This is a genomic window from Rhodoferax sp. U11-2br, assembly GCF_018619435.1.
In the GTDB taxonomy this organism is placed as follows: Bacteria; Pseudomonadota; Gammaproteobacteria; order Burkholderiales; family Burkholderiaceae_C; genus Rhodoferax.
In genome coordinates, this window is the sequence record NZ_JAHFZF010000028.1 from 27,097 (window position 1) to 50,009 (window position 22,913).

A 22,913-nucleotide genomic window follows, 5' to 3' on the forward strand; every position below is an offset into this window, starting at 1 on the left:
TCATGGGCTCGCTGCGAAGTTTGGTGCCGTGACAATGGTGTGCCTATGCTCGCACCAGACTGGAATCACCTCCGTATCGGTCCATATTTGCGTCGCGAGCGAGACAAGCGTGAATACCATCGACTGTTTCAATTTCCGCACTATGTGCATGGATTCAGGCGCTTATGGCTTTTGGTCCGTTTGCCCAAACGTTTAGCACCACGAATAGAAGATGCCCCCATTGACCTGAACCAGAGACAACTGGTGGTGTTTGAGAATCGGGTTTCGGAGAACTTTGAGCATCATTTTCACGAGGTGGCGGGCCGAGCGCCTGAACTGCTTGACGCATTGCGTCGAATGACTCGACCGCGCTATCTACCACGAGGTGAGGCACGTGGTCACGTGGCTATCCATGTCCGCTTGGGTGACTTCAGCGTCCCGCAGGCTGAGATAGTGTTACGCGAAGGGTTGCGCAACGTACGTTTGCCAATTCAGTGGTATGTCGAAACCCTAGCTGCGTTGCGTAAGTCACTTGGTATTGAGATACCAGCATTGGTTTATTCCGACGGAGAAGATACGGCGCTAGCGGCGCTATTGACCCAGCCCGGGGTGCGTCGAGCGGCTCGGGGGACCGCGGTGACCGATCTACTCGAGATGGTTGAAGCCACAGCCATGATTTCTTCAGGCTCGGGGTTCAGTATTTGGGCCTGCTTCCTTGGCCGCGTGCCGAGGCTCTGCTTCCCGTCACAGCGTCAGTTGCGCGTACTAGGCGAACCTAGCGATGTTGACCTGGAGCCTGAGCTCGATTTCGGAGCAAGCGTGTCCGAGGGATTTGCTGCAGCGATAACCAGACGTTTGCTATGAGTCCGGCGCTGTTACCTTTTCTAAAGAATATGCTTATAGTGCTGCGGGGGGCAGTATTGGGGCAGGGTATTGTTTTTCTAGCTTTGCCTTGGTTATCACGACTCTATGACCCGCAAGATTTTGGAGTGATGCAGTCGTTCCAGTCATTACTTTCGTTGTTGCTTATCCTCTGCTCATTGCGGTTAGAAGTTGCCATACTAAGGGCTAGCGAATCTGAGTTGCGCCATGTTGTGGCAATATGTGTTTTTTTGTGTCTTATCAGTAGTGTAGTTACATTATTTGTGATAGTACTACTTAAGTGGCTAACCCCCACTTGGTTTTTTGGATTGAGTTCAGTTATCTGGCTGTTGCCAGCAAGTCTACTGCTGGCTGGGATAAGTCAAGTATGTAACTATATCTGCCTGCGTCGACAGGCCTTAGGCATCAATGCGGACGGCAAGATTGCGCAATCGCTTACTTATGTTGCCGTTGCCGGGGGGGTTGGCCTAGCGTCTCCAAGTGCGCTGGCCCTGAATTTGGCAGATCTCTTAGGGCGGCTTGCATTGGTCCTTGCCTCTTGGCGTGGTGCTTTGAGGCAGACACTACTTGACCGCGCTACCTTGAGCCGCGAGAGCCTAACTGTACTATCGCGTTTCCGTAGTCTCCCTCTGTTTTCAATGCCGAGTGCGGCAGTTAACACATTGGGCTCGTCGTTTACGCCATTAATGATGTTGGCACTGTTTGGTGCCAATGAAGCAGGAAACTTTGCCATGATTGAGCGTTTGCTGGGAACACCTATCGCCGTTATTGCAGGCGCTGCATCTCAGGCGTTCATGGCTGCTTTTTCTGGGCAGTCCCTTGTTGCTAATGAAAAACGTGTGCTGTTTTTGCGAATTTTGCGTACTAGTGCACTGCTAGGTTTCGCTCCAACCATCGTATTGATGGCTGTTGGCCAGGATCTATTACCTCTGCTGCTTGGAGATGATTGGCAGCTTGCTGGTCGCTATGTCGGTATCCTTGCGCCCATGCTTTACATCTCGCTGCTTGCGACGCCGGTAAACATGACTTTGGTAATTGGTGGTCACTATGGCTTGCAGTTTCTGTGGGATAGTGGACGGTTGGTAAGCCTCGCGCTTATGTGGTGGGCAATCAGCGCCGGTCAATACGACTCGATTACAGCAGTTAGCATTTACAGTGCGATTGTCTCTATTTTTTACATTCTCCATATTGTTCTTTCATATTGTTGTGTCAACAATGGGCTTGGCAGTAACTTTTTTGAGAGAAATTAATGAGTTTTTTTATAAGCAGAGGTCTGAAACGGTTTTTTGCTTGGGATGCTTGGCTGGCCTGCTTTTTTGTTTTAATTTATTTGACTCTTCTTTATTATATTTATATCGAAAAACTCCGTCGTTGGGATTATCTCGGGTTTCCGCTTGGTCCAAGTCCCGTCTTTGCATTATTGTTCAGTGTTGTGCTGATTCTGATTCCACTTTTCTTATTGCGACGGCGGATTCAGCAAGCTTCATCCTATTTTGCATGGTGTATTTATTTCTTTGTTTACATTCCTGGGGTATTGTTTCCAGTATTGCAGTGGCTAAGTGACGATGTTTTTTTATTGATTAGTCTGCTTTGTTGTAGTTTTTTATTAATCTTGGGATTTATTCGTTCGTCGTCAATAGCAATCAAAATACGTGTTCCGGTGCATGTATTTTGGCTGGGGTTTTGGGTCATCTACCTGCTATTGAATGGTTATTCTTTGGCGATTTTTGGAGGTTCGATTTCTTTTGCCGATATTGTGAATGTTTACGACCAGCGAACCCTCGCAGGAGATCTCGCCGATGGAACCTTGGTTGGCTATGCAACGGGAATTCTCTCAGGTTGTTTTAATCCATTTCTAATGAGTGTAGGTCTATTGCACCGAAGACCTGTATACTTCACGATGGGTGCAATAGGTCAGATATTTGTCTATACTACCTTTGCAATGAAGTCTACGTTGTTATCAATAGTAATCATATTGGTACTTTACTTATTGTGCATACGCGGCGGGCGGGTCCGATGGCGAGGGGTGGCAATCTTCAGTGTTGCTTCTGTTTTGATTCCTCTGGTTGTTGGTTTGTTCATTGATGAGGACGCATCGGTGCTCTACGAAAATATAGCGGCTATTGTTTACATGCGAACTTATGGCATGGTAGGCGCTCTAATCGGCATTTACTACGATTTCTTCTCTCTCAACCCCCAGACTTATTACTCTCATATCAATCTGGTTGGAATGTTTGTTACTTATCCGTATCAGGCGTCAATCGGCGAGGTAATTGGTGCCAGCATGGGCTTGGAGATGAATGCTAACGCTAACTTCTTTGCTACCGATGGAATTGCTGCCGCAGGTCTTTTTGGGCTACTGCTAATTGGTGCGGTGGTCGGTCTCACACTGCGTTTTATGGACTCGTTGGTACCTCGCGAGAACGTGCCACTGTTGTGTGGTGCAGCCGCACCCATCTTGATGAGTCTTGCTAATTCATCTTTTTTTACCACGCTCTTAACAAGCGGTTTGATGCTGTTGATATTGCTTTGTGCGCTGTGGCGGCCAGAAATGGCATACGGCCTGTCATTGGCACGTCGACCAGCGCACTTCATGTCTACGGCGCACATTAGATGAGAATTCTGCAAAACGTCGGTCTATATCCGAGCTACCTTAACCGTCTCGAGACGTTGATTGACGGTGCCGTTGGACATCAGAATGCTCTCGAGGTGTTTCTCGCGGATGGCTTCGAGTCAACACACCTGCTGCAGGGGGTGATCGACGGCGACCCTGACTTTGCCCTTGCTCTTGGAAATAGTGAGCTCGTGCAACGACGGTGGGCGACTGAGAATGGCTTGCCGCGAAGGACAGCTTTAGAAGATATCCTGCTTGCGCAGATTGAACATCACCGAACAGAGGTCTTCTACAACCTCGATCCGGTACGCTTTGACGATCGCATTCTTGGCCGTCTCCCTGGTTGTGTTCGGCGCACGATCGCATGGAGCGCAGCGCCAAGCCCACACACACGATTTCAAGGCTATGACCTGGTCGTAAATAACTTTCCCGGCATCCTTGCGCGGTACGCCAAGCTTGGTTGTCGGACAGCTTATTTTTTCCCTGCCCTAGCGCCGAAGATGTGCGAAGTTGCGTGTCGCACTGAGCGGCCGATCGACATAATTTTTGTCGGAGGTTACAGTCGACATCACCTGCGTCGCTCCAATGTTCTCGACGCTGTATCAGCGATGTCCCCCGCAAAGCGAGTGTGTTATTACCTTGATCTCGGAAGACTCAACCGACTTTCAGAGTTGCCACTATTGGGCCGGTTGAAGTTGCTGTCACCGCACCGCCGAACACCATCTATCCGATCCATCTCTGCGCCTGCGTTGTTTGGGACTGAACTTATCGAAGCTTTTGGGCGAAGCAAGATAGTTCTCAATGCTGCGGTAGATATGGCGGGTGACGAGCGTGGCAACATTCGCTGTTTCGAGGCTATGGGGTGTGGTGCACTACTGCTTTCGGACGCAGGCAGTTATCCCACTGGCATGGAGTCGGGCCGTACGTTGGTGACCTATAACGATCCAACAGATGTAGTTAAACAGGCGACGCGTATGCTAGATGATGACAGTCTTCGCACTCACATCGCTGCAGCGGGCCACATGATGTTGGCCGACCGCTATTCAAAAAGTCGCCAGATGGATGCCTTTCGAGCGCTAGTTGACTAAAACTGTCAGTTGCACCGCCTTAAACCTGATTCAATGGAGACTACACATGCTAGAGAGCATTAATGCTAACAACAAGCAACTGGCACTTATCCTGCGCCATAGCTACACGACAGAAGACATCAAGTTTTTTACGCCGGATTCATATTCGCAGCAACTTGGCTACATGAAGCGGTCGGCTGGCTACGTGATTCAGCCGCACGTACACAACCCAGTGCGCCGCGAGGTTGAATACACAAAGGAAGTACTGATCATCAAGCGTGGTGTGGTTCGCGTCGATTTTTATTCAGAGGACCAGACCTACTTAGAAAGCACTCTTTTGCGAGCTGGCGACATTATTCTTCTTGCTTTCGGTGGGCACGGCTTCGAAATTTTAGAGGAGGCCGAAATTGTGGAGGTCAAGCAAGGTCCGTACTGTGGAGAGCAGGACAAGACGCGATTCCTACCAGTCTCCCCCGATCAGCTGATCATGAAGGATGCCAAATGATTCAAGTAAATGAACCTTTGCTCGATGGGAATGAGAGAAAGTACCTCAATGAATGTATAGACACCGGGTGGATTTCATCGGAAGGTCCGTTTGTCCAGCGTTTTGAAGAACAGTTCGCGGCGTCTGTTGGACGACGTCATGCGATCGCAGTAGCCAACGGATCGTTAGCGTTGGATGCAGCCCTCGTCGCTCTTGACCTGAGTCCAGGCGACGAAGTGTTGATGCCCTCTTTTACGATCATCTCCTGCGCGGCTGCGATCGTGCGCGTTGGCGCTGTACCTGTGGTTATTGATGCTGACCCTATCACGTGGAATATGGATGTCACCAAAATCGAGGCACACATCACTCCGCGTTCAAAGGCAATGATGGTCGTTCATATTTATGGCCTACCTTGCGACATGGATCCAATCCTTGCACTTGCAAACAAGTACGGCTTGAAGTTGGTTGAGGATGCTGCCGAGATGCATGGTCAGACCTACCGTGGCCGGCCGTGCGGGAGTTTTGGCGACCTTAGTATCTTCAGCTTTTACCCGAACAAGCACATCACAACTGGCGAAGGTGGCATGATTGTCACCGACTCCGATGTGCTGGCGGAGAAATGTCGCGGTTTGCGTAACCTGTGTTTCATACCTGAGCGTCGCTTCGTGCACGAGCAGCTCGGCTGGAACATGCGGATGACCAATCTGCAGGCAGCTCTGGGTGTTGCTCAACTTGAGCGTTTATCCGTTTTTGTCGAACGCAAGCGTGCAATGGGAGCACTCTATACAAAATTGCTGCAAGGTATGCCTGGCTTGCAATTGCCGCAGGAGGCGACTGAGTACGCAAACAATATATATTGGGTTTATGGCATCGTGCTGGAGCACGATATCGGATTTGACGCCAGAGAGGCAATGCGTCGGCTAGGTGCGGCTGGCGTAGGCACTCGACCCTTCTTCTGGCCGATGCACGAGCAGCCTGTTTTTCATCGCATGGGTCTTTTCGCTGATACCTGTTGCCCGGTGGCAGAAAACATCGCGCGCCGCGGCTTCTATATTCCGAGCGGGTTAGCCCTGAGCGAGGACCAGATTAATACCGTAGCTCAAACAGTTCGCGAGGTACTGAAATGAGCAACAACTTTAGTCATTACTCACTCTACTATGACCTACTCTATGCGGACAAAGACTACGCGTCCGAAGTGAACTATGTGCGCACCCTGATCGATGAACATGCAGCGCTACCGGTTAGCTCACTACTCGAATTGGGGTGCGGAACAGGAATTCATGCATCCAAACTAGCTGGGCAGGGCCTGAACGTTTTGGGTGTTGACCTCAGTGCCGAGATGCTGGCAGGCGCGCGCGCGCGCGCTGTCGCGCAAGGCTTTGATGCTGGGCGGCTAATGTTCGATCAGGGTGACGCGCGCAGCTTCCGTGGCCCCCGGAAGTTTGACGTCGTCACATCGTTGTTTCACGTGCTGAGTTACCAGACGAAGGAGGCTGACCTCCAAGCCATGATGCAGACGTCAGCATGTCACCTTGATGCGGGTGGGCTGTTTATATTCGACTTCTGGTACGGTCCAGCCGTGCTGTGGCAGCGGCCTGCGGTACGAGCCAAACGTCTTTCCAATAGTGAAGTTGAGGTGACTCGCCTTGCTGAACCTGTCATTCACGAGCAAATCAATGTGGTTGATGTGAACTACTCCGTCTTCGTTAAAGAACTGGCCAGCAACCAGACGCACGAGATCAAGGAAACGCATCGGATGCGCTATTTGTTTTTGCCTGAAATTGATTTGTTGCTCGATGCAAACGGCTTCGACCGCATCCAGACAGAAGAATGGCTCACACGCAAAGCGCCGTCGCTAGATTCTTGGGGGGTGTGCGTGGTAGCTCGCAAACGATGATGGTCGCCAGTTGAGCATGACGGGGCTCAATGAAAATTCGCCGCGAAGAGTCGGCCTGTTTCTGGGTGTTGGGCCGAGAGCAGGCGGCATGTTTCAGTACGCCCAATCGGTGTTGGAGGCGCTGTCCCAGCTTGACAGTCATTACGAAGTGACCATCGCTTACAGCGACACCGACTGGTCAGCCATCCTGGCGCGCTTTGGCTTGACCGGAGTGGCGCTTAAGCATGCCAGAGTCGGTCAACGTCTAGCTGATATGGTGATGGTCTTGCGCCTGTCAGGGGCGCTGACCCGAGCCCTTGGTCAGATGTTTAACCCACTAGTTCGCGAGTTACTCGCGTTGCGTTGTGATGTCTGGATCTTTCCTGCACAGGAGTCCCTAAGCTATCAAATGCCGATCCGTGCAATCGGGACCACACACGACCTGATGCATCGCTATGAGGCGATTTTTCCGGAGGTGAGCTCCAAGGGCCGCTACGGAATCCGCGAACATCGTTTTCGAAATATAGCCAATTGGTGCGCCGGCGTCATGGTTGATTCGGAGGTTGGTCGCCAGCATGTCGTCGAGAGTTACGGCGTGTCAGAAGCCAAGGTCTATCCTCTGCCATATGTAGCACCGAGCTACCTCCATGACAAGCGCGAGCGGGCGGATTTCGATGCGCACTACCATCTGCCTGTCAAGTTTCTGTTTTACCCTGCACAGTTCTGGCCGCATAAGAACCATCTGAGGTTGGTAGACGCTGTGCATCGCGTCGCCGAGCGCTACCCAGATATTGCACTTGTGTTGAGCGGCGGCAAGCATCATCAATTCGATGAGATTCAACGGCGCGTCGAAGATCTTGGTATGCAAGAGTGCATCCGGTTCGTCGGCTATGTGCCTGACGCTGATCTGAGCGGCTTGTACAGGCGAGCCCGTGCGCTGGTGATGCCGACATTCTTTGGGCCCACAAACATTCCACCGTTAGAGGCTATGACCATTGGTTGTCCGGTACTGGTTTCCGGTATTTATGGAATGCCCGAGCAATGTGGGGACGCAGCTTTATATTTTGATCCGAACTCTGTAACCGAAATGGTAGAACGCATTCAACAGGTGTGGAGCGATGATGCGCTGGCGGCTGAAATGGTGCGAAAGGGCTTGGAACTGAGTCTTCACAACGGCCAGCCGCAATTTAACCGAAAGCTGGCGAAAATTGTTGATGCCATATTCGAATTGCCGGAGCCCATATCAAAACCATAAAAATCCAGTAATCAAATAATAATCAACATGAAAATTAGCGTTATCACTGTTTGTTACAACTCCGATGAAACGATTGGCCACACGCTGCGTTCGGTGCGTGAACAAACGTATGGCAATATCGAACACATCATTGTTGATGGTGGGTCAAAAGATACTACTTTGGCAGTTGTGGCAACTGAAGGCCAACATGTGGCCAAAATCGTATCTGAAAGAGACGAGGGCATATACGATGCCATGAATAAAGGCATCACTTTGGCCACAGGCGAAATTGTTGGCTTTATCAACGCAGATGACTTTTATGCGTCTACTAGCGTTTTGGCGGATGTTGCCGCCGCCTTTTCTAAAAGTGGGGCTGACAGCTGCTATGGTGACCTTTGCTACGTTAGTCAGACAGACTCGACACGTGTTGTTCGATATTGGCGTTCTAAAGATTTTGTACCGGGGGCGTTTGATGAGGGTTGGTGCCCGCCGCATCCGACATTTTTTGTTCGGCAATCAGTTTATAAGCGTTTAGGCGGGTTCGATCTAAGTTTCAAGATAGCTGCAGATTTTGAATTGATGGCTCGCTATTTAGAGGCTGCTCGCATCACCAGCTATTACATTCCTGAAGTTCTAGTGAAAATGCGTTTGGGAGGGACTACCAACCGCAGTCTGAGCAACATTTTTAAACAAAATGCTGAGATACGTCGGGCGCTATCAAAAATCGGGCGACGCTCTTCGATGGTCAGTTTTGTTCTGAACAAATTGGTCAGTCGCGCCATTCAATTTGTCAGAAGGCCGGTCTAATGCGGTTTTTGGTTACTGGTGCCAGTGGCTTCATTGGGCGCGAACTTTGTCGGCACCTGCTTCAATTGCAACACCATGTGCGAGCAGTCACTTCATCAACGGTAGCTGAGTTGCGGTTATTTGCTTCTGTGCCCATGGCGGATCGACTTGATGTGGTCCGAGTTGGCCATGAAGCGATTTCTCCGTTAGATTGGGCATGCGCCTGCGATGGCGTTGATGCAGTCATTCATCTTGGGGCTAGAGCGCATGTACTCAAGGAGACCGTGGACGGTGTTTGCTCCATCTACCGAAGAGCCAATAGTGAGGTGACTTTGGCGCTTGCACTTGCGGCGCTAGAGAGCGGTGTACAACGTTTTATTTTCATCAGTTCTATTGGTGTAAACGGTGCTGAAACTTCTGAGATGCCTTTCACGCCAGCTGATGCTGCGGCACCGCATTCACCCTATGCACTTTCAAAGTACGAGGCGGAAACAGGTTTAAGGAAGCTTGCTGAACAGAGGGGCTTAGATTTCGTGATCATTCGCCCACCTATGGTCTATGGTCCGGAAGCACCTGGCAACTTCGGCTCTCTCATGCGTGCCGTTCAAAAGGGCTGGCCGTTGCCGCTAGGCGCCATCCATAACCAGCGCAGCCTGGTGGCTCTGGACAACTTGGTTGACTTCATCATCACCTGCATCACCCATCCCAAGGCAGCCAACCAAACTTTTCTGATCAGTGACTGCCAAGACTTGTCCACCACCGAGTTGGTGCGAGGTATGGCCAAGGCTGCGGGTGTACCCGCACGTTTGCTGCCGGTGCCTGTTTGGGCCTTGGAATGGGTCGGGCGATTGGTTGGCAAGGGGGATGCTATTCAGCGTTTGTGTGGTAACTTGCAAATTGATAGCAATAAAGCTAGAAATCTATTGGGCTGGACGCCAAAAATCTCTGTGCAAGAGGGTTTGCGGCGGGCGATGAATGGCAATGTCAAAAAATGAAAAGAATATTTGATTTGGTTTTTGCAGTTGCTATTGCCACCGTATTGTTGATTCCTATCTTGCTCGTTGCTCTTTCAGTGAGATTCACCTCCAAAGGTCCCATTCTGTATTGGTCTGATCGTGTGGGCGCCAATAACAAGATATTCAAAATGCCCAAATTCCGCAGTATGCGTGTGGGTACACCGGCAGTGGCGACCCATTTGCTCAGCAACCCAGATGTGTATTTGACGTCGGTCGGCAGTTTTCTACGCAAATCCAGCCTAGATGAATTGCCCCAGTTGTGGAGCATCTTCAAGGGTGATATGAGTTTTGTGGGACCTCGCCCGGCGCTGTTTAATCAACACGATTTGATCGACTTGCGCACCCAGTCAGGTGTGCATCACCTCACGCCAGGTCTGACGGGCTGGGCGCAGATCAATGGCCGTGATGAGTTGCCTATTCCTCAAAAAGTGGCGCTGGATATTGAATATATGCAAAAAAAATCACTTTTTTTTGATATTCGAATCATTTTCCTGACGGCGTTGAAGGTTCTGGCAAGGGATAATGTCAGCCATTAAGAACACGGTCAACGTGTCGCCAGGGTAGCACCATCATTTTTAAAAGGTAATCAACATGTCATCTCTCATCGAAATCCAGAACCAGATTGCCCTGCTGCAAAAACAGGCCGAAGAAATCAAATCTGCCGAATTGGCTGCGACCATTGCCGATATTCTGGCCAAGATGGAAGCTTTTGGTATCACGGTGGACGATCTGGATCGTGCCAAGGGCCGTTCTCGCAAACCAGCTGCCGCTGCCAAATCTGGTAACCCTGCCCCCATCAAATACCGTGGTCCCAATGGTGAAACCTGGACCGGCCGTGGCCTGATGCCACGGTGGTTGGCCGCCAAAGTGGCAGAGGGGCAGACCAAAGAAACGTTTGCGGTTTAAGGCTGATCACAATGCGCCAACATAGGCGCAAGGTTTTTTCAACGGGAGTGGTGATGCAGAGCAGGGTGTTGGGCTGGCCGCTGGCCGTTAAACGGCTGGTGGTTTTGGCGTTGGACGTGGCGTTGGCGCTGTTTGCCACCTGGGCTGCATTTGCGTTGAGGCTGGATGGGTTTTTCTGGCCAGTTGGGGCGCAGTGGGCCGTTTTTGCGGTGGCTCCGGTGTTGTTTGTCCCCATCTTCATCAAGCTGGGCTTGTATCGGGCCGTTTTTAGGTACTCCGGCCAAGCGGCCTTGCATGCCACAGGCATGGCAGTGCTGATTTATGCTTGTCTCCTGTCATTGGTGTTGTTGTGGATGCGCTGGCCCGGCGTGCCACGCAGCCTGGGTATCTTGCAGCCTTTGGTGTTTTTGTTCTTGGTGGGGGCAAGTCGTGCTGTGGCGCGCTTCTGGTTGGCTGACTTGTCTCGTGCGCAATCTCGCAGAGAAGGCACGCTACTCATTTATGGTGCGGGGACCTCGGGTGTACAAACCGCCGAGGCCTTGCGCCTGTCGCAGCAATACAGCTTGCTTGGCTTTGTGGACGACGATGACGACAAGGTGGGCCGCCACATCAATGGGCTGCGTGTGTATGCCTCCCCTGAGGTCTCAGAACTCATTGCTAGCCAAGGCGTCACCGATATCCTGCTGGCCATGCCCAGTGCCTCCCGAGAACGGCGCAACGCCATTCTGGGGAGTCTGCGTGATTTGCCGGTTCACGTCCGCACTTTGCCAGGTCTGTCTGACCTGGCAAGCGGTCGGGTAACGGTGCAGGATTTTCATGAACTGGAGATTGAGGATTTACTGGGCCGCGAACCGGTTGTGCCGCGTGCAGAGTTGTTGGCGCAGGACCTGACAGGCCAGGTGGTGCTGGTCACCGGAGCAGGGGGCAGCATTGGCAGCGAGCTCACGCGCCAGATTCTGCAGCAGCGGCCGCGCCAATTGCTGCTGTTCGAGCACAACGAGTTTGGGCTGTATGCCATTCATCAGGAATTGCAAGCGATCTGTTTGGCTGCCGGGCTGTCGGTGGAGCTGGTGCCCCTGCTCGGTAGCATCGCCAACCCGCATCGCCTGAAAGCTGTTTTCAGCACCTATCAACCCGCAACGGTCTACCACGCGGCGGCATATAAACATGTGCCGATGGTCGAAGACAACCCCGGCGAAGGTGTGCGCAACAACGTGTTTGGCACCCTGAACCTGGCGCAGGCGGCGGCCACGCATGGCGCACGGCGTTTTGTGTTGATCAGTACCGACAAGGCGGTGCGTCCCACCAATGTCATGGGTGCCACCAAACGCATGGCTGAGCTGGTGCTGCAGGCGCTGGCGGCCCAGTCCCACGGCACCACCTTTTGTATGGTGCGCTTTGGCAATGTGTTGGGCTCCAGCGGCAGTGTGGTGCCACTGTTTCGCAAACAGTTGGCCGCCGGTGGGCCGCTCACGGTGACCCATGCCGAGGTCACCCGTTATTTCATGACCATCCCCGAGGCCGCGCAGCTGGTGTTGCAGGCCGGTGCCATGGGGCAGGGGGGCGACGTGTTTTTGCTCGATATGGGCCAGCCGGTCAAGATTGTTGACCTGGCACGGCGCATGATCGAGCTCTCGGGTCTGCGGGTGCGTGATGCCGCCCATCCCGGAGGCGACATCGAGATCGCCATCACCGGCCTGCGCCCCGGCGAAAAACTCTATGAAGAGTTGCTGATTGGTGACAACCCCGAGCCCACCAGCCACCCGCGCATCATGAAAGCGCATGAAGACTACCTGGACTGGCCACGTCTTGAACCCCATTTGCAGACCTTGCAGCAAGCCGGGCTTGAGGGGGATGTGGCAACCATCAAGGCCGTGTTGCAGACCTGTGTGCAAGGTTATCAGGCGCAGCCAGCGGTTCTGGACTGAGTCGGGTCGACTTGCTGCACAATTTGCAGCTTGTTTTGTCCCTTTCTTCAGTGAACCACGAACCCACCATGACCGACGTCACCCACATCCAGCCACGCGACAAAGCAGAAATCCTGGCACAGGCCCTGCCCTACATCCGTAAGTACCATGGCAAAACCATGGTCATCAAATACGGCGGCAACGCCATGACCGACCCGGCCCTGCAGCAGGACTTTGCCGAAGACGTGGTGCTCCTGAAGCTGGTGGGCATCAACCCGGTGGTGGTGCATGGCGGTGGCCCGCAGATCGAGACGGCCCTGAAGCGCCTGGGCAAAAAAGGTGAATTCATCCAGGGTATGCGCGTCACCGATGCCGAGACCATGGAAGTGGTTGAATGGGTGCTGGGTGGTGAGGTGCAGCAAGACATCGTTGGCCTGATCAACCAGGCTGGCGGCAAAGCCGTGGGCCTGACCGGGCGCGACGGCGGCATGATCCGCGCACAAAAGCTCAAGATGCTCGACAACGCCGATCCCACCAAGGAACACGACGTTGGCCAGGTGGGTGACATCGTCAGCATCGACCCGAGCGTGGTCAAGGCGTTGCAGGACGACGCGTTCATCCCGGTCATCAGCCCGATTGGTTTTGGGGAAGCCAACGAGAGTTACAACATCAACGCTGATGTGGTGGCCGCCAAACTCGCCACGGTGCTCAAGGCCGAGAAGCTGCTGATGCTCACCAACATCAGCGGGGTGCTCAACAAGGCCGGTGAGTTGCTCACCGACCTGACCGCGCGGCGCATTGACGAGTTGTTTGCCGATGGCACCATCAGTGGTGGCATGTTGCCCAAAATTGCTGGTGCGCTGGACGCAGCCAAGAGTGGTGTGCACGCAGTCCACATCGTCGATGGCCGCGTGCCGCATGTGCTGTTGCTTGAAATCCTCACGGACCAGGCTTTTGGCACCATGATCCGCTCGCATTGATTTGCTAACAAAATAGTAGCTATTCGCCCTTGTAGATAAAGGGCTTGAGCCACTTTTGATGTAGATCAGTTGAAGTTGAGCAAAACTAGGGGTTTTCCCTAGAAACGACCCTAAACCCGCTTTTGTCACGGGTTCACGCTGTCTGCGGTTCGGGAAATGCTGCAAAATAGAACGATCGTTCTTTTATGCGCCATGACCCGTTCCACCTCACTTTTATCGCCTGACAGCGGCCCGTCTGTCAGCAAATCACGCCATGACCGGGCCTTGCAAAAAGGCCAGCACACCAAGCAGCTCATCGTCGAAGCGGCTTTGCGCTTGGCCGGCCAGATTGGTCTGGAGGGCCTGAGCATCGGTGTGTTGGCCGAGGTCACCCACATGAGCAAGTCGGGCGTGTTTGCCCACTTCGGCTCGCGTGAGGAGTTACAACTCTCGGTAGTGCGTGAGTATTACCAGCGTTTTTCCGACGAGGTTTTTTTCCCGGCCATGCAAGAGCCGCGCGGCCTGCCACGCATGCGGGCGCTGTTTGCCAACTGGATGAGCCGTGTTGCGGTGGAGCTGCAGTCCGGTTGTATCTTCATCAGTGGTGCGGTGGCTTTTGATGACCGGCCCGGCCCGGTGCGCGACGCACTGGCCAGCGCGGTGCAGACCTGGCTCCATGCCCTGACCCGCGCCATTGAGCAGGCACGTGAAGAGGGCCACCTGGTGCCCGACGCCGACGCCGAGCAGATGGCCTTTGAGATCCACGGCCTGATCCTGTCCCTGCATTACGAAGAACGCTTTCTGAAGAATCCCGGCGCCCTGGAGCGGGCCCACATCGGCTTCGAAAACATCCTGCTGCGTTACGGCAAGCGCACCAGCCCCAACCCTCAGATTTAACAGGAGACCACCATGACCATCTACAACCCGCCCCTGCGTGACATGCAGTTTGTCATGCACGAAGTGCTCAACGTCACCCGCGATCTGGCGGCGATTCCGATGCATGCCGACATGGACGCCGACACCATCAACGCGGTGCTCGAAGAAGGTGGCAAGTTCGCCGCCGAGGTGCTGCTGCCGATCAACCGCAGCGGGGATGAAGAGCACTGTGTGCTGGACACGACCAGTCACGAGGTCACCACCCCCACCGGTTTCAAGGCGGCTTACAAACAGTACATCGACAGCGGCTGGGCCGCGCTGGCGTGTGACCCGGCCTACGGCGGCCAGGGCCTGCCGCTGGTGGTGAACCAGTGTTTCTACGAGATGATGAACTCGGCCAACCAAGCCTGGGCGATGTACCCAGGCCTGACCCACGGTGCGTATGCTGCGCTTTACACCAACGGCACGCCGGAGCAAAAAGAAACCTACCTGCACAAGATGACCAGCGGTGAGTGGACCGGCACCATGTGCCTGACCGAACCCCATTGCGGCACCGACCTGGGCCTGATGCGAAGCAAGGCCGAGCCGCAGGGTGACGGCACCTACAAGATCACCGGCACCAAGATTTTCATCAGCGCCGGTGAACACGACCTGAGCGACAACATCATCCACCTGGTGCTGGCCCGCCTGCCCGATGCACCGCCCGGCATCAAAGGTGTCAGCCTGTTCATCGTGCCCAAATACCTGGTCAACGCCGACGGCACACGTGGTGCGCGCAACAGTGTTTTTGCCTCGCGCCTGGAGCACAAGATGGGCATCAAGGCCAGCGCCACCGCCCAGATCGAGCTCGAAGGTGCCATTGGCACCCTGGTGGGTGAACCCAACAAGGGCATGCACGGCATGTTTGTGATGATGAACGCCGCGCGCCTGGGGGTCGGCAACCAGTCGCTGGGCCTGACCGAAGTGGCCTTCCAGAACGCCCTGGCCTACGCCAAGGAGCGCATCCAGATGCGCAGCCTCTCTGGCCCCAAGTCCAAGGGACAGCCTGCCGACCCGATCATCGTGCACCCCGATGTGCGCAAGATGCTGCTCACCGCCAAAGCCTATGCAGAAGGCGGCCGGGCCTTGTTGTGCTTCAGTGCCATGATGCTGGAAAAAGAGCATAACCACCCCGACGAGAAAACCCGCAAAGATGCTGGCGAGATGCTGGCGCTGCTGACCCCGATCGTCAAAGCCTTCATCACCGACAACGGTCACATCGCCACCAACGCCTGTATGCAGGTGTTTGGCGGCCACGGCTACATCCGCGACAACGGCATGGAGCAGTTTGTGCGCGATAACCGCATCAACATGATCTACGAGGGCACCAACACCATCCAGAGCCTGGACCTGCTGGGCCGCAAGGTGCTGGGCAACCAGGGCGCGACCCTCAAGAAGTTTGGCAAACTCATTGCCGCCCTGGTGGCCGAGGAAGGTGTCAACGAGAAGATGGCCGAGTTCATCAACCCTATTGCGATGCTGGGGGATCAGATGACCAAGTTCACCACCGAAATCGGCTTCAAGGGTTTCCAGAACCCCGACGAGGTGGGCGCCGCTGCGGTGGACTACCTACGTGTAGCTGGCCACATGGTGTTTGGTTACTTCTGGGCGCGTATGGCACAGGTGGCTTTGCAGCAGATCGCTGCGGGCAGCACCGACCCGTTTTACACCGCCAAGTTGCAGACCGCACGCTTCTACTTTGCCAAGCTGTTCCCCGAGACCTCGACCCTGATGCGCACCGCACGCACCGGTGTCAAAGTCTTGATGGACACTGACGCGGCCCTGGCCTGAAACCCGGCCAAGCCGCCAGCGCTTTTTTAACACGCACCGGAGACTATCTATGAAAAATCGCCCTCTAGCCCTTATATACAAAGGGCTGATAGCTATTGTTACCGTAGCTGCCTGCGGCCTGGCCACTGCCCAGATGACACCCGTGGGCAGCTGGTACAGCATCGACGACAAAACCGGTGAGATCAAAAGCCTGGTGGTGATCACTGAAAAAGACGGTGTGTTGACCGGGCGCATCGACAAGCTGCTGCGCAAAAACGCCGACCAGAACGCGGTCTGCAAAGAGTGCACCGATGACCGCAAAGACCAGCGCACGCTGGGCATGGAGATCATCCGCGGCGCCAAGAAGGCCGAGGGCAAGGACGTGTGGGAAGATGGCAAGATCCTGGACCCCGAAAACGGCAAAAGCTACACCCTGCGCCTGACACCGATTGAAGACGGCAAAAAGCTCGAAGTGCGGGGTTCGGTGTTGTTCATCAGCCGCACACAAACCTGGCTACGTGTTCAGTAATTACGGGGAAACCAACATGTCTCGATTCAATGTGAAAAAAGTCGCCGTACTCGGCGCTGGGGTCATGGGTGCGCAAATCGCCGCGCATCTGGTCAATGTCAAGGTGCCAGTCATCCTGTTTGATCTGCCCGACAGCAAGTCCGGTAACAAAAACGGCATCGTCAGCCGTGCGGTCGATGGCCTGAAAAAGCTCAAGCCCGCACCGCTGGGTGTGCCCGAAGATGCCACGCTGATTGGCCAGGCCAATTACGAAGAGCACTTGGAGCAACTGCGTGACTGCGACCTGATCATCGAAGCCATCGCCGAGCGCATGGACTGGAAGCTCGATCTGTACAAAAAGATCGCGCCATTCATTGCGCCACATGCCATCGTCGCCTCCAACACCTCGGGCCTGTCGATCACCAAACTCAGCGAAGTGTTGCCAGAAGAGATCAAGCCTCGCTTCTGCGGCATCCACTTCTTTAACCCGCCGCGTTACATGCTGCTGGTGGAGTTGATTACCACCCCAACCACCCAGCCGCAGATCCTCGACGACCTGGAGGCCTTTGTCACCAGCAGCCTGGGCAAAGGTGTGGTGCGTGCCAAAGACACGCCCAACTTCATCGCCAACCGCGTGGGTGTGGCCGGCATGCTGGCCACCATGAAAGAGGTGGAGAACTTTGGCCTCTCTTACGACGTGGTGGACGACCTGACCGGTAAGAAGCTCGGTCGCGCCAGCTCCGGCACCTTCCGCACCGCCGACGTGGTGGGCCTGGACACCATGACGCACGTCATCAAGACCTTGCAAGACACGCTGAGCGGCGACGCAGCCGCAGGGCCTGGCAAGTTTGATCCGTTCTACGCCAGCTTTGCCACGCCCGAGGTCTTGAAGACCCTGCTCGAGATGGGCAACCTGGGCCAGAAAACCAAGGCTGGTTTTTTCAAGAAGGTCGGGCGCGACATCCTGCGCTTTGATCTGGAGAGCAAATCCTATGTGCCCGCTGGTGAGAAGGCTGACGAGGTCTACGCCCGCATGCTCAAGAAACCCGCCGCCGAGCGCCTGCAGCTGCTGCGCAACAGCGAAGGGGCGCAAGGTCAGTTCCTGTGGGCGATTCTGCGCAACGCCTTCCATTACGCTGCCGTGCATCTGGCCGAGGTGGCCGACAACGCGCGTGATGTGGACTTTTGTATGCGTTGGGGCTTTGGCATGAAGCAGGGCCCGTTCGAGCTCTGGCAAGAGGCCGGTTGGCTCACTGTGGCCAACATGGTCAAGGAAGACATCGACGCCGGCAAAGCCCTGTGCAACGCACCGTTGCCTGACTGGGTGTTCACCGGCCCCGTCGCCGAGGCCGGTGGTGTGCACACCACCCAAGGCTCCTGGAACCCGACCACGCGCAAGTTTGTGCCGGTGCGCTCGCTGCCGGTCTATGCGCGCCAACACTTCCCCGAGAGTGTGCTGGGTGCTCAGGCACCGTCGGCCGCCACCGCTGGCAAGACGCTGTTCGAAGACGACGCGATCCGCCTGTGGACCCTGGACCATGAGATTGTGATTGCCAGCATCAAGACCAAGATGCACGCCATCAGCCCCGACGTGGTCGAGGGCCTGGTGCAGGCGGTGGACCTGGCCGAAGCCAGCTACAAGGGCTTGGTGATCTGGTCCAACGACGAGATGTTCTCCGCTGGCGCCGACCTGCAAGCCATGTTGCCTGCCTTCATGATGGGCGGCGCCCAGGCCATCGACGGTGCTGAGGCCGAGATGCAGCGCGCCATGCTCAAGATCCGTTACGCCAGCGTGCCGGTGGTGTCCGCCGTGCGCGGTCTGGCGCTCGGAGGGGGGTGTGAACTGGCCATCTACAGTGCCAAGCGCGTTGCCGCGATGGAGAGTTACATTGGCCTGGTGGAAGTGGGTGTCGGACTGGTCCCTGGGGCTGGGGGCCTGACCTACATTGCCCGACGCGCTGCAGAAAACGCAGCAACGTCTACCGGCAAGGATTTGCTGCCGTTCCTGACCGAAGGCTTCACCGCCGCCGCCATGGCCAAGGTCGGTACCAGCGCCATCGAGTCGCGCAAGCTCGGCTATTTGCTGGATGGCGACGTGATCGTGCCGCACAAGGACGAACTGCTGTATGTCGCCTTGAGCGAGGCCAAGGCCATGGCCAATGCCGGTTATCGCCCGCCCCACAAGCGCACGTTTGCGGTGCTGGGCCGCAGTGGTGTCGCCACCATCAAGGGCTCGCTGGTCAACATGCGCGACGGTGGTTTCATCAGCGCGCACGACTTCCACATTGCCAGTCTGATCGCCAACGTGGTCTGCGGCGGGGACGTGGATGCGGGCAGCTTGGTGACCGAAGAGTATTTGATGACGCTGGAGCGGCAAGCGTTTTGCTCCTTGCTCAACCACCCGAAAACGCAAGAGCGGGTCATGGGGATGATGTCGACAGGTAAACCTGTCCGTAATTAACAGCGAAGCGAGAGACAAGCATGAAACAAGTTCAAGACGCCTACATCGTTGCCGCCACGCGCTCGCCCATTGGCAAATCGCATCGCGGGTTTTTCCGCAATACCCGCCCGGATGATCTGCTGGTCAAGGTGCTGCAGTCGGCCCTGGCACAGGTGCCCGGTCTCGACCCCAATGCCATTGAGGATGTGGTCTGCGGTTGCGCCATCCCCGAAGGTCAGCAAGGCCTGAACATCGCCCGCATCGGCGCGGTGCTGGCCGGGCTGCCAGTCAGTGTGGGGGGCATCACCGTCAACCGCTTTTGCGCCTCGGGCCTGAGTGCGATCCAGATGGCGGCCGACCGCATCCGTGTGGGTGAGGCCGATGTGATGATCGCCGCCGGTGTCGAGAGCATGAGTATGGTGCCGATGATGGGTAACGCGCCGTCTATGTCGCCGGCCATGTTTGGCAACGACGAAAACATTGGCATTGCCTACGGCATGGGCCTGACTGCCGAGAAGGTGGCGAACCAGTGGAAGGTCAGCCGCGAGGCGCAGGACGCCTTTGCGGTGGAGTCGCACCGCCGCGCCCTGGCCGCACAAGCCGCTGGTGAGTTTGCGGCCGAGATCACGCCGATCGAGGTGATTGACCGTGCGCCCAATCTGGACACCGGCGAGGTCATCGAGAAAAAACGTGTGGTCAGCCTGGACGAAGGTGCGCGTGCCGACACCTCGCTCGAAGGCCTGGCCAAGCTCAAAACGGTGTTTGCTGCGCGCGGCTCGGTCACGGCAGGTAACAGCTCCCAAACCTCGGACGGTGCAGGTGCGTTGATCCTGGTCAGCGAAAAGGCGCTCAAACAGTACGGCCTGACGCCGCTGGCGCGGTTTGTGAGTTTTGCCGCCAAGGGTGTGCCGCCGCAGTTCATGGGCATTGGCCCGATTGAGGCGATTCCGGTGGCGTTGCGCAACGCCGGTCTGAACCTGTCTGACATCGACTGGATTGAGTTGAACGAGGCTTTTGCCGCGCAGTCGCTGGCGGTGGTCAACACCCTCGGGTTGGACCCGGCCAAGGTGAACCCGATGGGTGGCGCCATCGCCCTGGGCCACCCGCTGGGCGCCACCGGTGCGATCCGTGCCGCCACCGTGATCCACGCGCTGCAACGCAAACAGCTCAAGTACGGCATGGTCAGCATGTGCATCGGTATGGGGCAGGGCGCGGCGGGGATTTTTGAGCGGGTTTGAAGTTTGCTGGGTGGCTTCCCGCTGCAAGGATGTGCAGGGGCACATGATCGGCGTGGCTCCATTGGCACGTCGCTGCGCGGTAGCCGGTTGGGGCGTCCCCCTCATACTGGGGTACCAGAAATCGGGGGCCACCCCAACCGGCTACCGCGCTGATCACGTGGACGCTGATGCTGGGTTTGAAGACCTGGGCCGACCGTCTTGCTTGCCGCCGTCGTCTTGTCTTCTTGGTCACCATCGCCAGCCAGACAGGCCCTTGGGGCGGCTGACGATTTCTGGTACCCCAGTATGAGGAAGTCGCCCCAAGGGCCTGTCTTGCGGGTCACAGCCAAAACGTTCGCATAAGAATGGCCAGTCCCAAAAACCTAGCAGCGCTGACAAAGGCACGTGTGCCAGAATTCCAAGCTCTTTAACCAGGACCGCCCATGACCGACCTTCTGATCGACACCACCGACCGGGTGATGACCATCACCTTCAACCGCGTGGACAAAAAAAACTCGTTCACCGCCGCCATGTACGCTGCCATGGCCGACGCCTTGACCAGCGCGCAGGCTGATGACGCCGTGCGCGTTGTGGTGTTCCAGGGCCATGAGACGGTGTTCAGCGCGGGCAACGACATTGCCGACTTTTTGCAGGCCCCCCCGGTCTCGCCCGACGTGCCGGTGTTCCGTTTCTTGCGCGCCATCAGCAGCTTTACCAAACCAGTGGTGGCCGCCGTGTGTGGCCCGGCGGTGGGCATTGGCACCACGCTGCTGTTCCACTGTGACCTGGTGTATGCCGGTGACAACGCCGCGTTTTCCATGCCTTTTGTGAACCTGGGCCTGTGCCCCGAGGCTGCGTCGAGCCTGCTGGCGCCACAGCGTATGGGCTACGGCCGCGCGGCCGAGGCGCTGCTGCTGGGTGATCCGTTTTTGGCCGAGGCCGCGCTCGAGATGGGCTTGGTCAGTCGCATCGTGCCGCCTGCCGAAGCCAGTGCGTTGGCGCAGCGCCAGGCGCAGCGGCTGGCCGCCAAACCCAGCAGCTCGGTGCTGGAAACCAAACGCCTGATGAAGCTCAGCCAGTCCAGCGCGGTAGAGCAGCGTATCGCCGAAGAAGCCGTCATTTTTGGCCGCATGCTCGGTGAGCCTGCTGCCAAAGAGGCCTTTGGCGCCTTTATGGCCAAGCGCCAGCCTGATTTTTCAAGCCTGTAAGACAAATTGGCCGATAGCCCTCGCATTTATTGGTTAAGTAGCTGCAATTTGTATAGTGTTTGAGGTCTGAACATGATGTGTCGCGCGCGGCTGATGCGGGTGTTGCTGGCCTGTGTGCTGGGGTGGTGCTTGGCTTGTGGCGCCAGTGCTGCCACGCCAGGTGAGGTGCCAGTCGGCAGTGTGTTGCGTGAGGCAAGCCTGCGCGGGCTTAACGGCCCCAACCGCCAGCTTTCGGCGTTTCGTGGCAGGCCGCTCATCATCAACGTCTGGGCCAGCTGGTGCCCGCCTTGTATTGCCGAAATGGACTCGCTGGAACGCCTGGCCTGGTCGGACACCGGGCAGCAGTTTCTGGTGATTGGTATCTCCACCGACGACTACCCCCAGGCAGCCAAAGGCTTCTTGCGCAAAAGCCAAGCCACGCTGAACCACTTCATTGACGAACGGCTGATTCTGGAAAACATGCTGGGTGCCAACCGCCTGCCACTCACTGTGCTGGTGGACGCCAAGGGGCGGGTGTTGCACAAAGTGGTGGGTGCGCGTGACTGGAACAGCCCCGAATCTGTCAAACTGATCACCCAAACATTCCGGCTCAAGCCAATCAGCCCGTTGCCGCTGAAGCGGTAACGACCGCCACCCTACAAGCCACCCGCCATGCCCCACGCCACGCCACCCGCAGCCGACATTCAGTTTGAGCCCGAGTTCATCACCGGGGTGAAGAAGGTGTTTGAAGAGATGATTGTCTTCAACCAGCTGCTGGGCCTGAAGATCACCTCGGTGCTGCCCACCCAGGTCAAGGCGCGCATCGAGATGCGCAACGAGCTGGTGGGTCACTACGCCTACAACCGCATCCACGGCGGTGTCATCAGCGCCGGGCTGGACGCCATGGGCGGGCTGGCCGTGATGGTGGCGATTGGTGCACGCCACATGGACGAATCGGTGCAGCAGCGCCTGCAGCGTTTTGCCAAGCTCGGCACCATCGACCTGCGTGTGGACTACCTCCGCCCGGGCATTGGTGAGTGGTTTGAGTTGCGTGCTGAAGTGATGCGCCTGGGCTCACGCGTGGCCTCGACCCGCATGGAGTTTCTGGGCGCCGACGGCAAGCTGCTGTCCACCGCAGCGGCGGCGTATATCGTGTCCTGATGGCC

General features: G+C 56.1%; 22 protein-coding genes. All 22 read left to right on the forward strand.

Annotated elements, in window-relative coordinates:
* The first annotated feature begins 45 nt into the window (after positions 1-45).
* The 22 genes from KKO72_RS16245 (at position 46) to KKO72_RS16350 (ending at position 22,908) form a co-directional block, all read left to right on the forward strand.
* Positions 46-843 (forward strand): hypothetical protein, encoded by a 798-nt coding sequence (locus KKO72_RS16245; protein ID WP_214941157.1) that lies wholly within the window; start codon positions 46-48, stop codon positions 841-843.
* A complete protein-coding gene (locus tag KKO72_RS16250; RefSeq protein WP_214941159.1) occupies positions 840-2,111 on the forward strand; it encodes a lipopolysaccharide biosynthesis protein in 1,272 nt (423 codons plus the stop codon). Before KKO72_RS16245 ends, KKO72_RS16250 begins: the two co-directional genes overlap by 4 nt.
* A complete protein-coding gene (locus KKO72_RS16255) occupies positions 2,111-3,478 on the forward strand; it encodes a hypothetical protein (RefSeq protein WP_214941164.1) in 1,368 nt (455 codons plus the stop codon). The genes KKO72_RS16250 and KKO72_RS16255 overlap by 1 nt, the downstream gene beginning before the upstream one ends.
* Positions 3,475-4,563 (forward strand): glycosyltransferase, encoded by a 1,089-nt coding sequence (locus tag KKO72_RS16260; protein WP_214941167.1) that lies wholly within the window; start codon positions 3,475-3,477, stop codon positions 4,561-4,563. The genes KKO72_RS16255 and KKO72_RS16260 overlap by 4 nt, the downstream gene beginning before the upstream one ends.
* A 46-nt stretch (positions 4,564-4,609) precedes the next feature.
* Entirely contained in the window at positions 4,610-5,047 is a 438-nt protein-coding gene (locus KKO72_RS21085; RefSeq protein WP_251140713.1) for a hypothetical protein, read from the forward strand.
* Positions 5,044-6,153, forward strand: a complete 1,110-nt coding sequence (locus tag KKO72_RS16270; protein WP_214941170.1) for a DegT/DnrJ/EryC1/StrS aminotransferase family protein — start codon at positions 5,044-5,046, stop codon at positions 6,151-6,153. Before KKO72_RS21085 ends, KKO72_RS16270 begins: the two co-directional genes overlap by 4 nt.
* Positions 6,150-6,923: a class I SAM-dependent methyltransferase gene (locus KKO72_RS16275; protein WP_214941173.1), complete on the forward strand. Its 774-nt coding sequence runs from the start codon at positions 6,150-6,152 to the stop codon at positions 6,921-6,923. Before KKO72_RS16270 ends, KKO72_RS16275 begins: the two co-directional genes overlap by 4 nt.
* Before the next feature lie 88 nt (positions 6,924-7,011).
* Positions 7,012-8,157, forward strand: coding sequence for a glycosyltransferase family 1 protein (locus tag KKO72_RS16280; RefSeq protein ID WP_214941177.1), 1,146 nt, complete (start codon positions 7,012-7,014; stop codon positions 8,155-8,157).
* Positions 8,158-8,184: 27 nt separating this feature from the next.
* Positions 8,185-8,943 (forward strand): glycosyltransferase family 2 protein, encoded by a 759-nt coding sequence (locus tag KKO72_RS16285; RefSeq protein ID WP_214941180.1) that lies wholly within the window; start codon positions 8,185-8,187, stop codon positions 8,941-8,943.
* Positions 8,943-9,917 (forward strand): NAD-dependent epimerase/dehydratase family protein, encoded by a 975-nt coding sequence (locus KKO72_RS16290; protein WP_214941183.1) that lies wholly within the window; start codon positions 8,943-8,945, stop codon positions 9,915-9,917. The genes KKO72_RS16285 and KKO72_RS16290 overlap by 1 nt, the downstream gene beginning before the upstream one ends.
* On the forward strand, positions 9,914-10,474 hold the full coding sequence (locus KKO72_RS16295) for a sugar transferase (RefSeq protein WP_214941186.1): 561 nt from the start codon (positions 9,914-9,916) through the stop codon (positions 10,472-10,474). The genes KKO72_RS16290 and KKO72_RS16295 overlap by 4 nt, the downstream gene beginning before the upstream one ends.
* A gap of 55 nt (positions 10,475-10,529) precedes the next feature.
* Entirely contained in the window at positions 10,530-10,844 is a 315-nt protein-coding gene (locus KKO72_RS16300) for an H-NS family nucleoid-associated regulatory protein (RefSeq protein WP_214941189.1), read from the forward strand.
* Between the two features lie 53 nt (positions 10,845-10,897).
* Positions 10,898-12,772 (forward strand): nucleoside-diphosphate sugar epimerase/dehydratase, encoded by a 1,875-nt coding sequence (locus tag KKO72_RS16305; protein ID WP_214941192.1) that lies wholly within the window; start codon positions 10,898-10,900, stop codon positions 12,770-12,772.
* A gap of 68 nt (positions 12,773-12,840) precedes the next feature.
* Positions 12,841-13,731: an acetylglutamate kinase gene (gene argB, locus KKO72_RS16310; RefSeq protein WP_078366833.1), complete on the forward strand. Its 891-nt coding sequence runs from the start codon at positions 12,841-12,843 to the stop codon at positions 13,729-13,731.
* Between the two features lie 192 nt (positions 13,732-13,923).
* Complete coding sequence (locus KKO72_RS16315; protein WP_214941196.1) at positions 13,924-14,607, forward strand: TetR/AcrR family transcriptional regulator; 684 nt, start codon at positions 13,924-13,926, stop codon at positions 14,605-14,607.
* Between the two features lie 12 nt (positions 14,608-14,619).
* Positions 14,620-16,416 carry an acyl-CoA dehydrogenase C-terminal domain-containing protein gene (locus KKO72_RS16320; protein ID WP_214941200.1) on the forward strand — a complete coding sequence of 599 codons (1,797 nt, stop codon included), beginning with the start codon at positions 14,620-14,622 and terminating at the stop codon, positions 16,414-16,416.
* Positions 16,417-16,465: 49 nt separating this feature from the next.
* Positions 16,466-16,924 (forward strand): DUF2147 domain-containing protein, encoded by a 459-nt coding sequence (locus tag KKO72_RS16325; RefSeq protein ID WP_214941203.1) that lies wholly within the window; start codon positions 16,466-16,468, stop codon positions 16,922-16,924.
* 16 nt (positions 16,925-16,940) lie between these two features.
* Positions 16,941-19,364, forward strand: a complete 2,424-nt coding sequence (locus KKO72_RS16330; protein ID WP_214941206.1) for a 3-hydroxyacyl-CoA dehydrogenase/enoyl-CoA hydratase family protein — start codon at positions 16,941-16,943, stop codon at positions 19,362-19,364.
* Positions 19,365-19,384: 20 nt separating this feature from the next.
* Positions 19,385-20,581 carry an acetyl-CoA C-acyltransferase gene (locus tag KKO72_RS16335; RefSeq protein ID WP_214941209.1) on the forward strand — a complete coding sequence of 399 codons (1,197 nt, stop codon included), beginning with the start codon at positions 19,385-19,387 and terminating at the stop codon, positions 20,579-20,581.
* A gap of 422 nt (positions 20,582-21,003) precedes the next feature.
* Complete coding sequence (locus KKO72_RS16340) at positions 21,004-21,768, forward strand: enoyl-CoA hydratase (protein WP_214941211.1); 765 nt, start codon at positions 21,004-21,006, stop codon at positions 21,766-21,768.
* A 72-nt stretch (positions 21,769-21,840) separates the two neighbouring features.
* A complete protein-coding gene (locus KKO72_RS16345) occupies positions 21,841-22,392 on the forward strand; it encodes a TlpA disulfide reductase family protein (protein ID WP_251140714.1) in 552 nt (183 codons plus the stop codon).
* A gap of 27 nt (positions 22,393-22,419) precedes the next feature.
* The gene (locus tag KKO72_RS16350) at positions 22,420-22,908 is read left to right on the forward strand and encodes a thioesterase family protein (protein WP_214941214.1); all 489 of its coding nucleotides are present in this window, start codon (positions 22,420-22,422) and stop codon (positions 22,906-22,908) included.
* Positions 22,909-22,913 lie beyond the last annotated feature (5 nt).

Coding starts and splice junctions, on each gene's coding strand:
- KKO72_RS16325 (WP_214941203.1), top strand. CDS start 16,466: ATGAAAAATCGCCCTCTAGCCCTTATATACAAAGGGCTGATAGCTATT.
- KKO72_RS16350 (WP_214941214.1), top strand. CDS start 22,420: ATGCCCCACGCCACGCCACCCGCAGCCGACATTCAGTTTGAGCCCGAG.
- KKO72_RS21085 (WP_251140713.1), top strand. CDS start 4,610: ATGCTAGAGAGCATTAATGCTAACAACAAGCAACTGGCACTTATCCTG.
- KKO72_RS16295 (WP_214941186.1), top strand. CDS start 9,914: ATGAAAAGAATATTTGATTTGGTTTTTGCAGTTGCTATTGCCACCGTA.
- KKO72_RS16330 (WP_214941206.1), top strand. CDS start 16,941: ATGTCTCGATTCAATGTGAAAAAAGTCGCCGTACTCGGCGCTGGGGTC.
- KKO72_RS16260 (WP_214941167.1), top strand. CDS start 3,475: ATGAGAATTCTGCAAAACGTCGGTCTATATCCGAGCTACCTTAACCGT.
- KKO72_RS16335 (WP_214941209.1), top strand. CDS start 19,385: ATGAAACAAGTTCAAGACGCCTACATCGTTGCCGCCACGCGCTCGCCC.
- KKO72_RS16290 (WP_214941183.1), top strand. CDS start 8,943: ATGCGGTTTTTGGTTACTGGTGCCAGTGGCTTCATTGGGCGCGAACTT.
- KKO72_RS16320 (WP_214941200.1), top strand. CDS start 14,620: ATGACCATCTACAACCCGCCCCTGCGTGACATGCAGTTTGTCATGCAC.
- KKO72_RS16280 (WP_214941177.1), top strand. CDS start 7,012: ATGTTTCAGTACGCCCAATCGGTGTTGGAGGCGCTGTCCCAGCTTGAC.
- KKO72_RS16305 (WP_214941192.1), top strand. CDS start 10,898: ATGCAGAGCAGGGTGTTGGGCTGGCCGCTGGCCGTTAAACGGCTGGTG.
- KKO72_RS16300 (WP_214941189.1), top strand. CDS start 10,530: ATGTCATCTCTCATCGAAATCCAGAACCAGATTGCCCTGCTGCAAAAA.
- KKO72_RS16285 (WP_214941180.1), top strand. CDS start 8,185: ATGAAAATTAGCGTTATCACTGTTTGTTACAACTCCGATGAAACGATT.
- KKO72_RS16255 (WP_214941164.1), top strand. CDS start 2,111: ATGAGTTTTTTTATAAGCAGAGGTCTGAAACGGTTTTTTGCTTGGGAT.
- KKO72_RS16270 (WP_214941170.1), top strand. CDS start 5,044: ATGATTCAAGTAAATGAACCTTTGCTCGATGGGAATGAGAGAAAGTAC.
- KKO72_RS16245 (WP_214941157.1), top strand. CDS start 46: ATGCTCGCACCAGACTGGAATCACCTCCGTATCGGTCCATATTTGCGT.
- KKO72_RS16340 (WP_214941211.1), top strand. CDS start 21,004: ATGACCGACCTTCTGATCGACACCACCGACCGGGTGATGACCATCACC.
- argB (WP_078366833.1), top strand. CDS start 12,841: ATGACCGACGTCACCCACATCCAGCCACGCGACAAAGCAGAAATCCTG.
- KKO72_RS16315 (WP_214941196.1), top strand. CDS start 13,924: ATGACCCGTTCCACCTCACTTTTATCGCCTGACAGCGGCCCGTCTGTC.
- KKO72_RS16250 (WP_214941159.1), top strand. CDS start 840: ATGAGTCCGGCGCTGTTACCTTTTCTAAAGAATATGCTTATAGTGCTG.
- KKO72_RS16275 (WP_214941173.1), top strand. CDS start 6,150: ATGAGCAACAACTTTAGTCATTACTCACTCTACTATGACCTACTCTAT.
- KKO72_RS16345 (WP_251140714.1), top strand. CDS start 21,841: ATGATGTGTCGCGCGCGGCTGATGCGGGTGTTGCTGGCCTGTGTGCTG.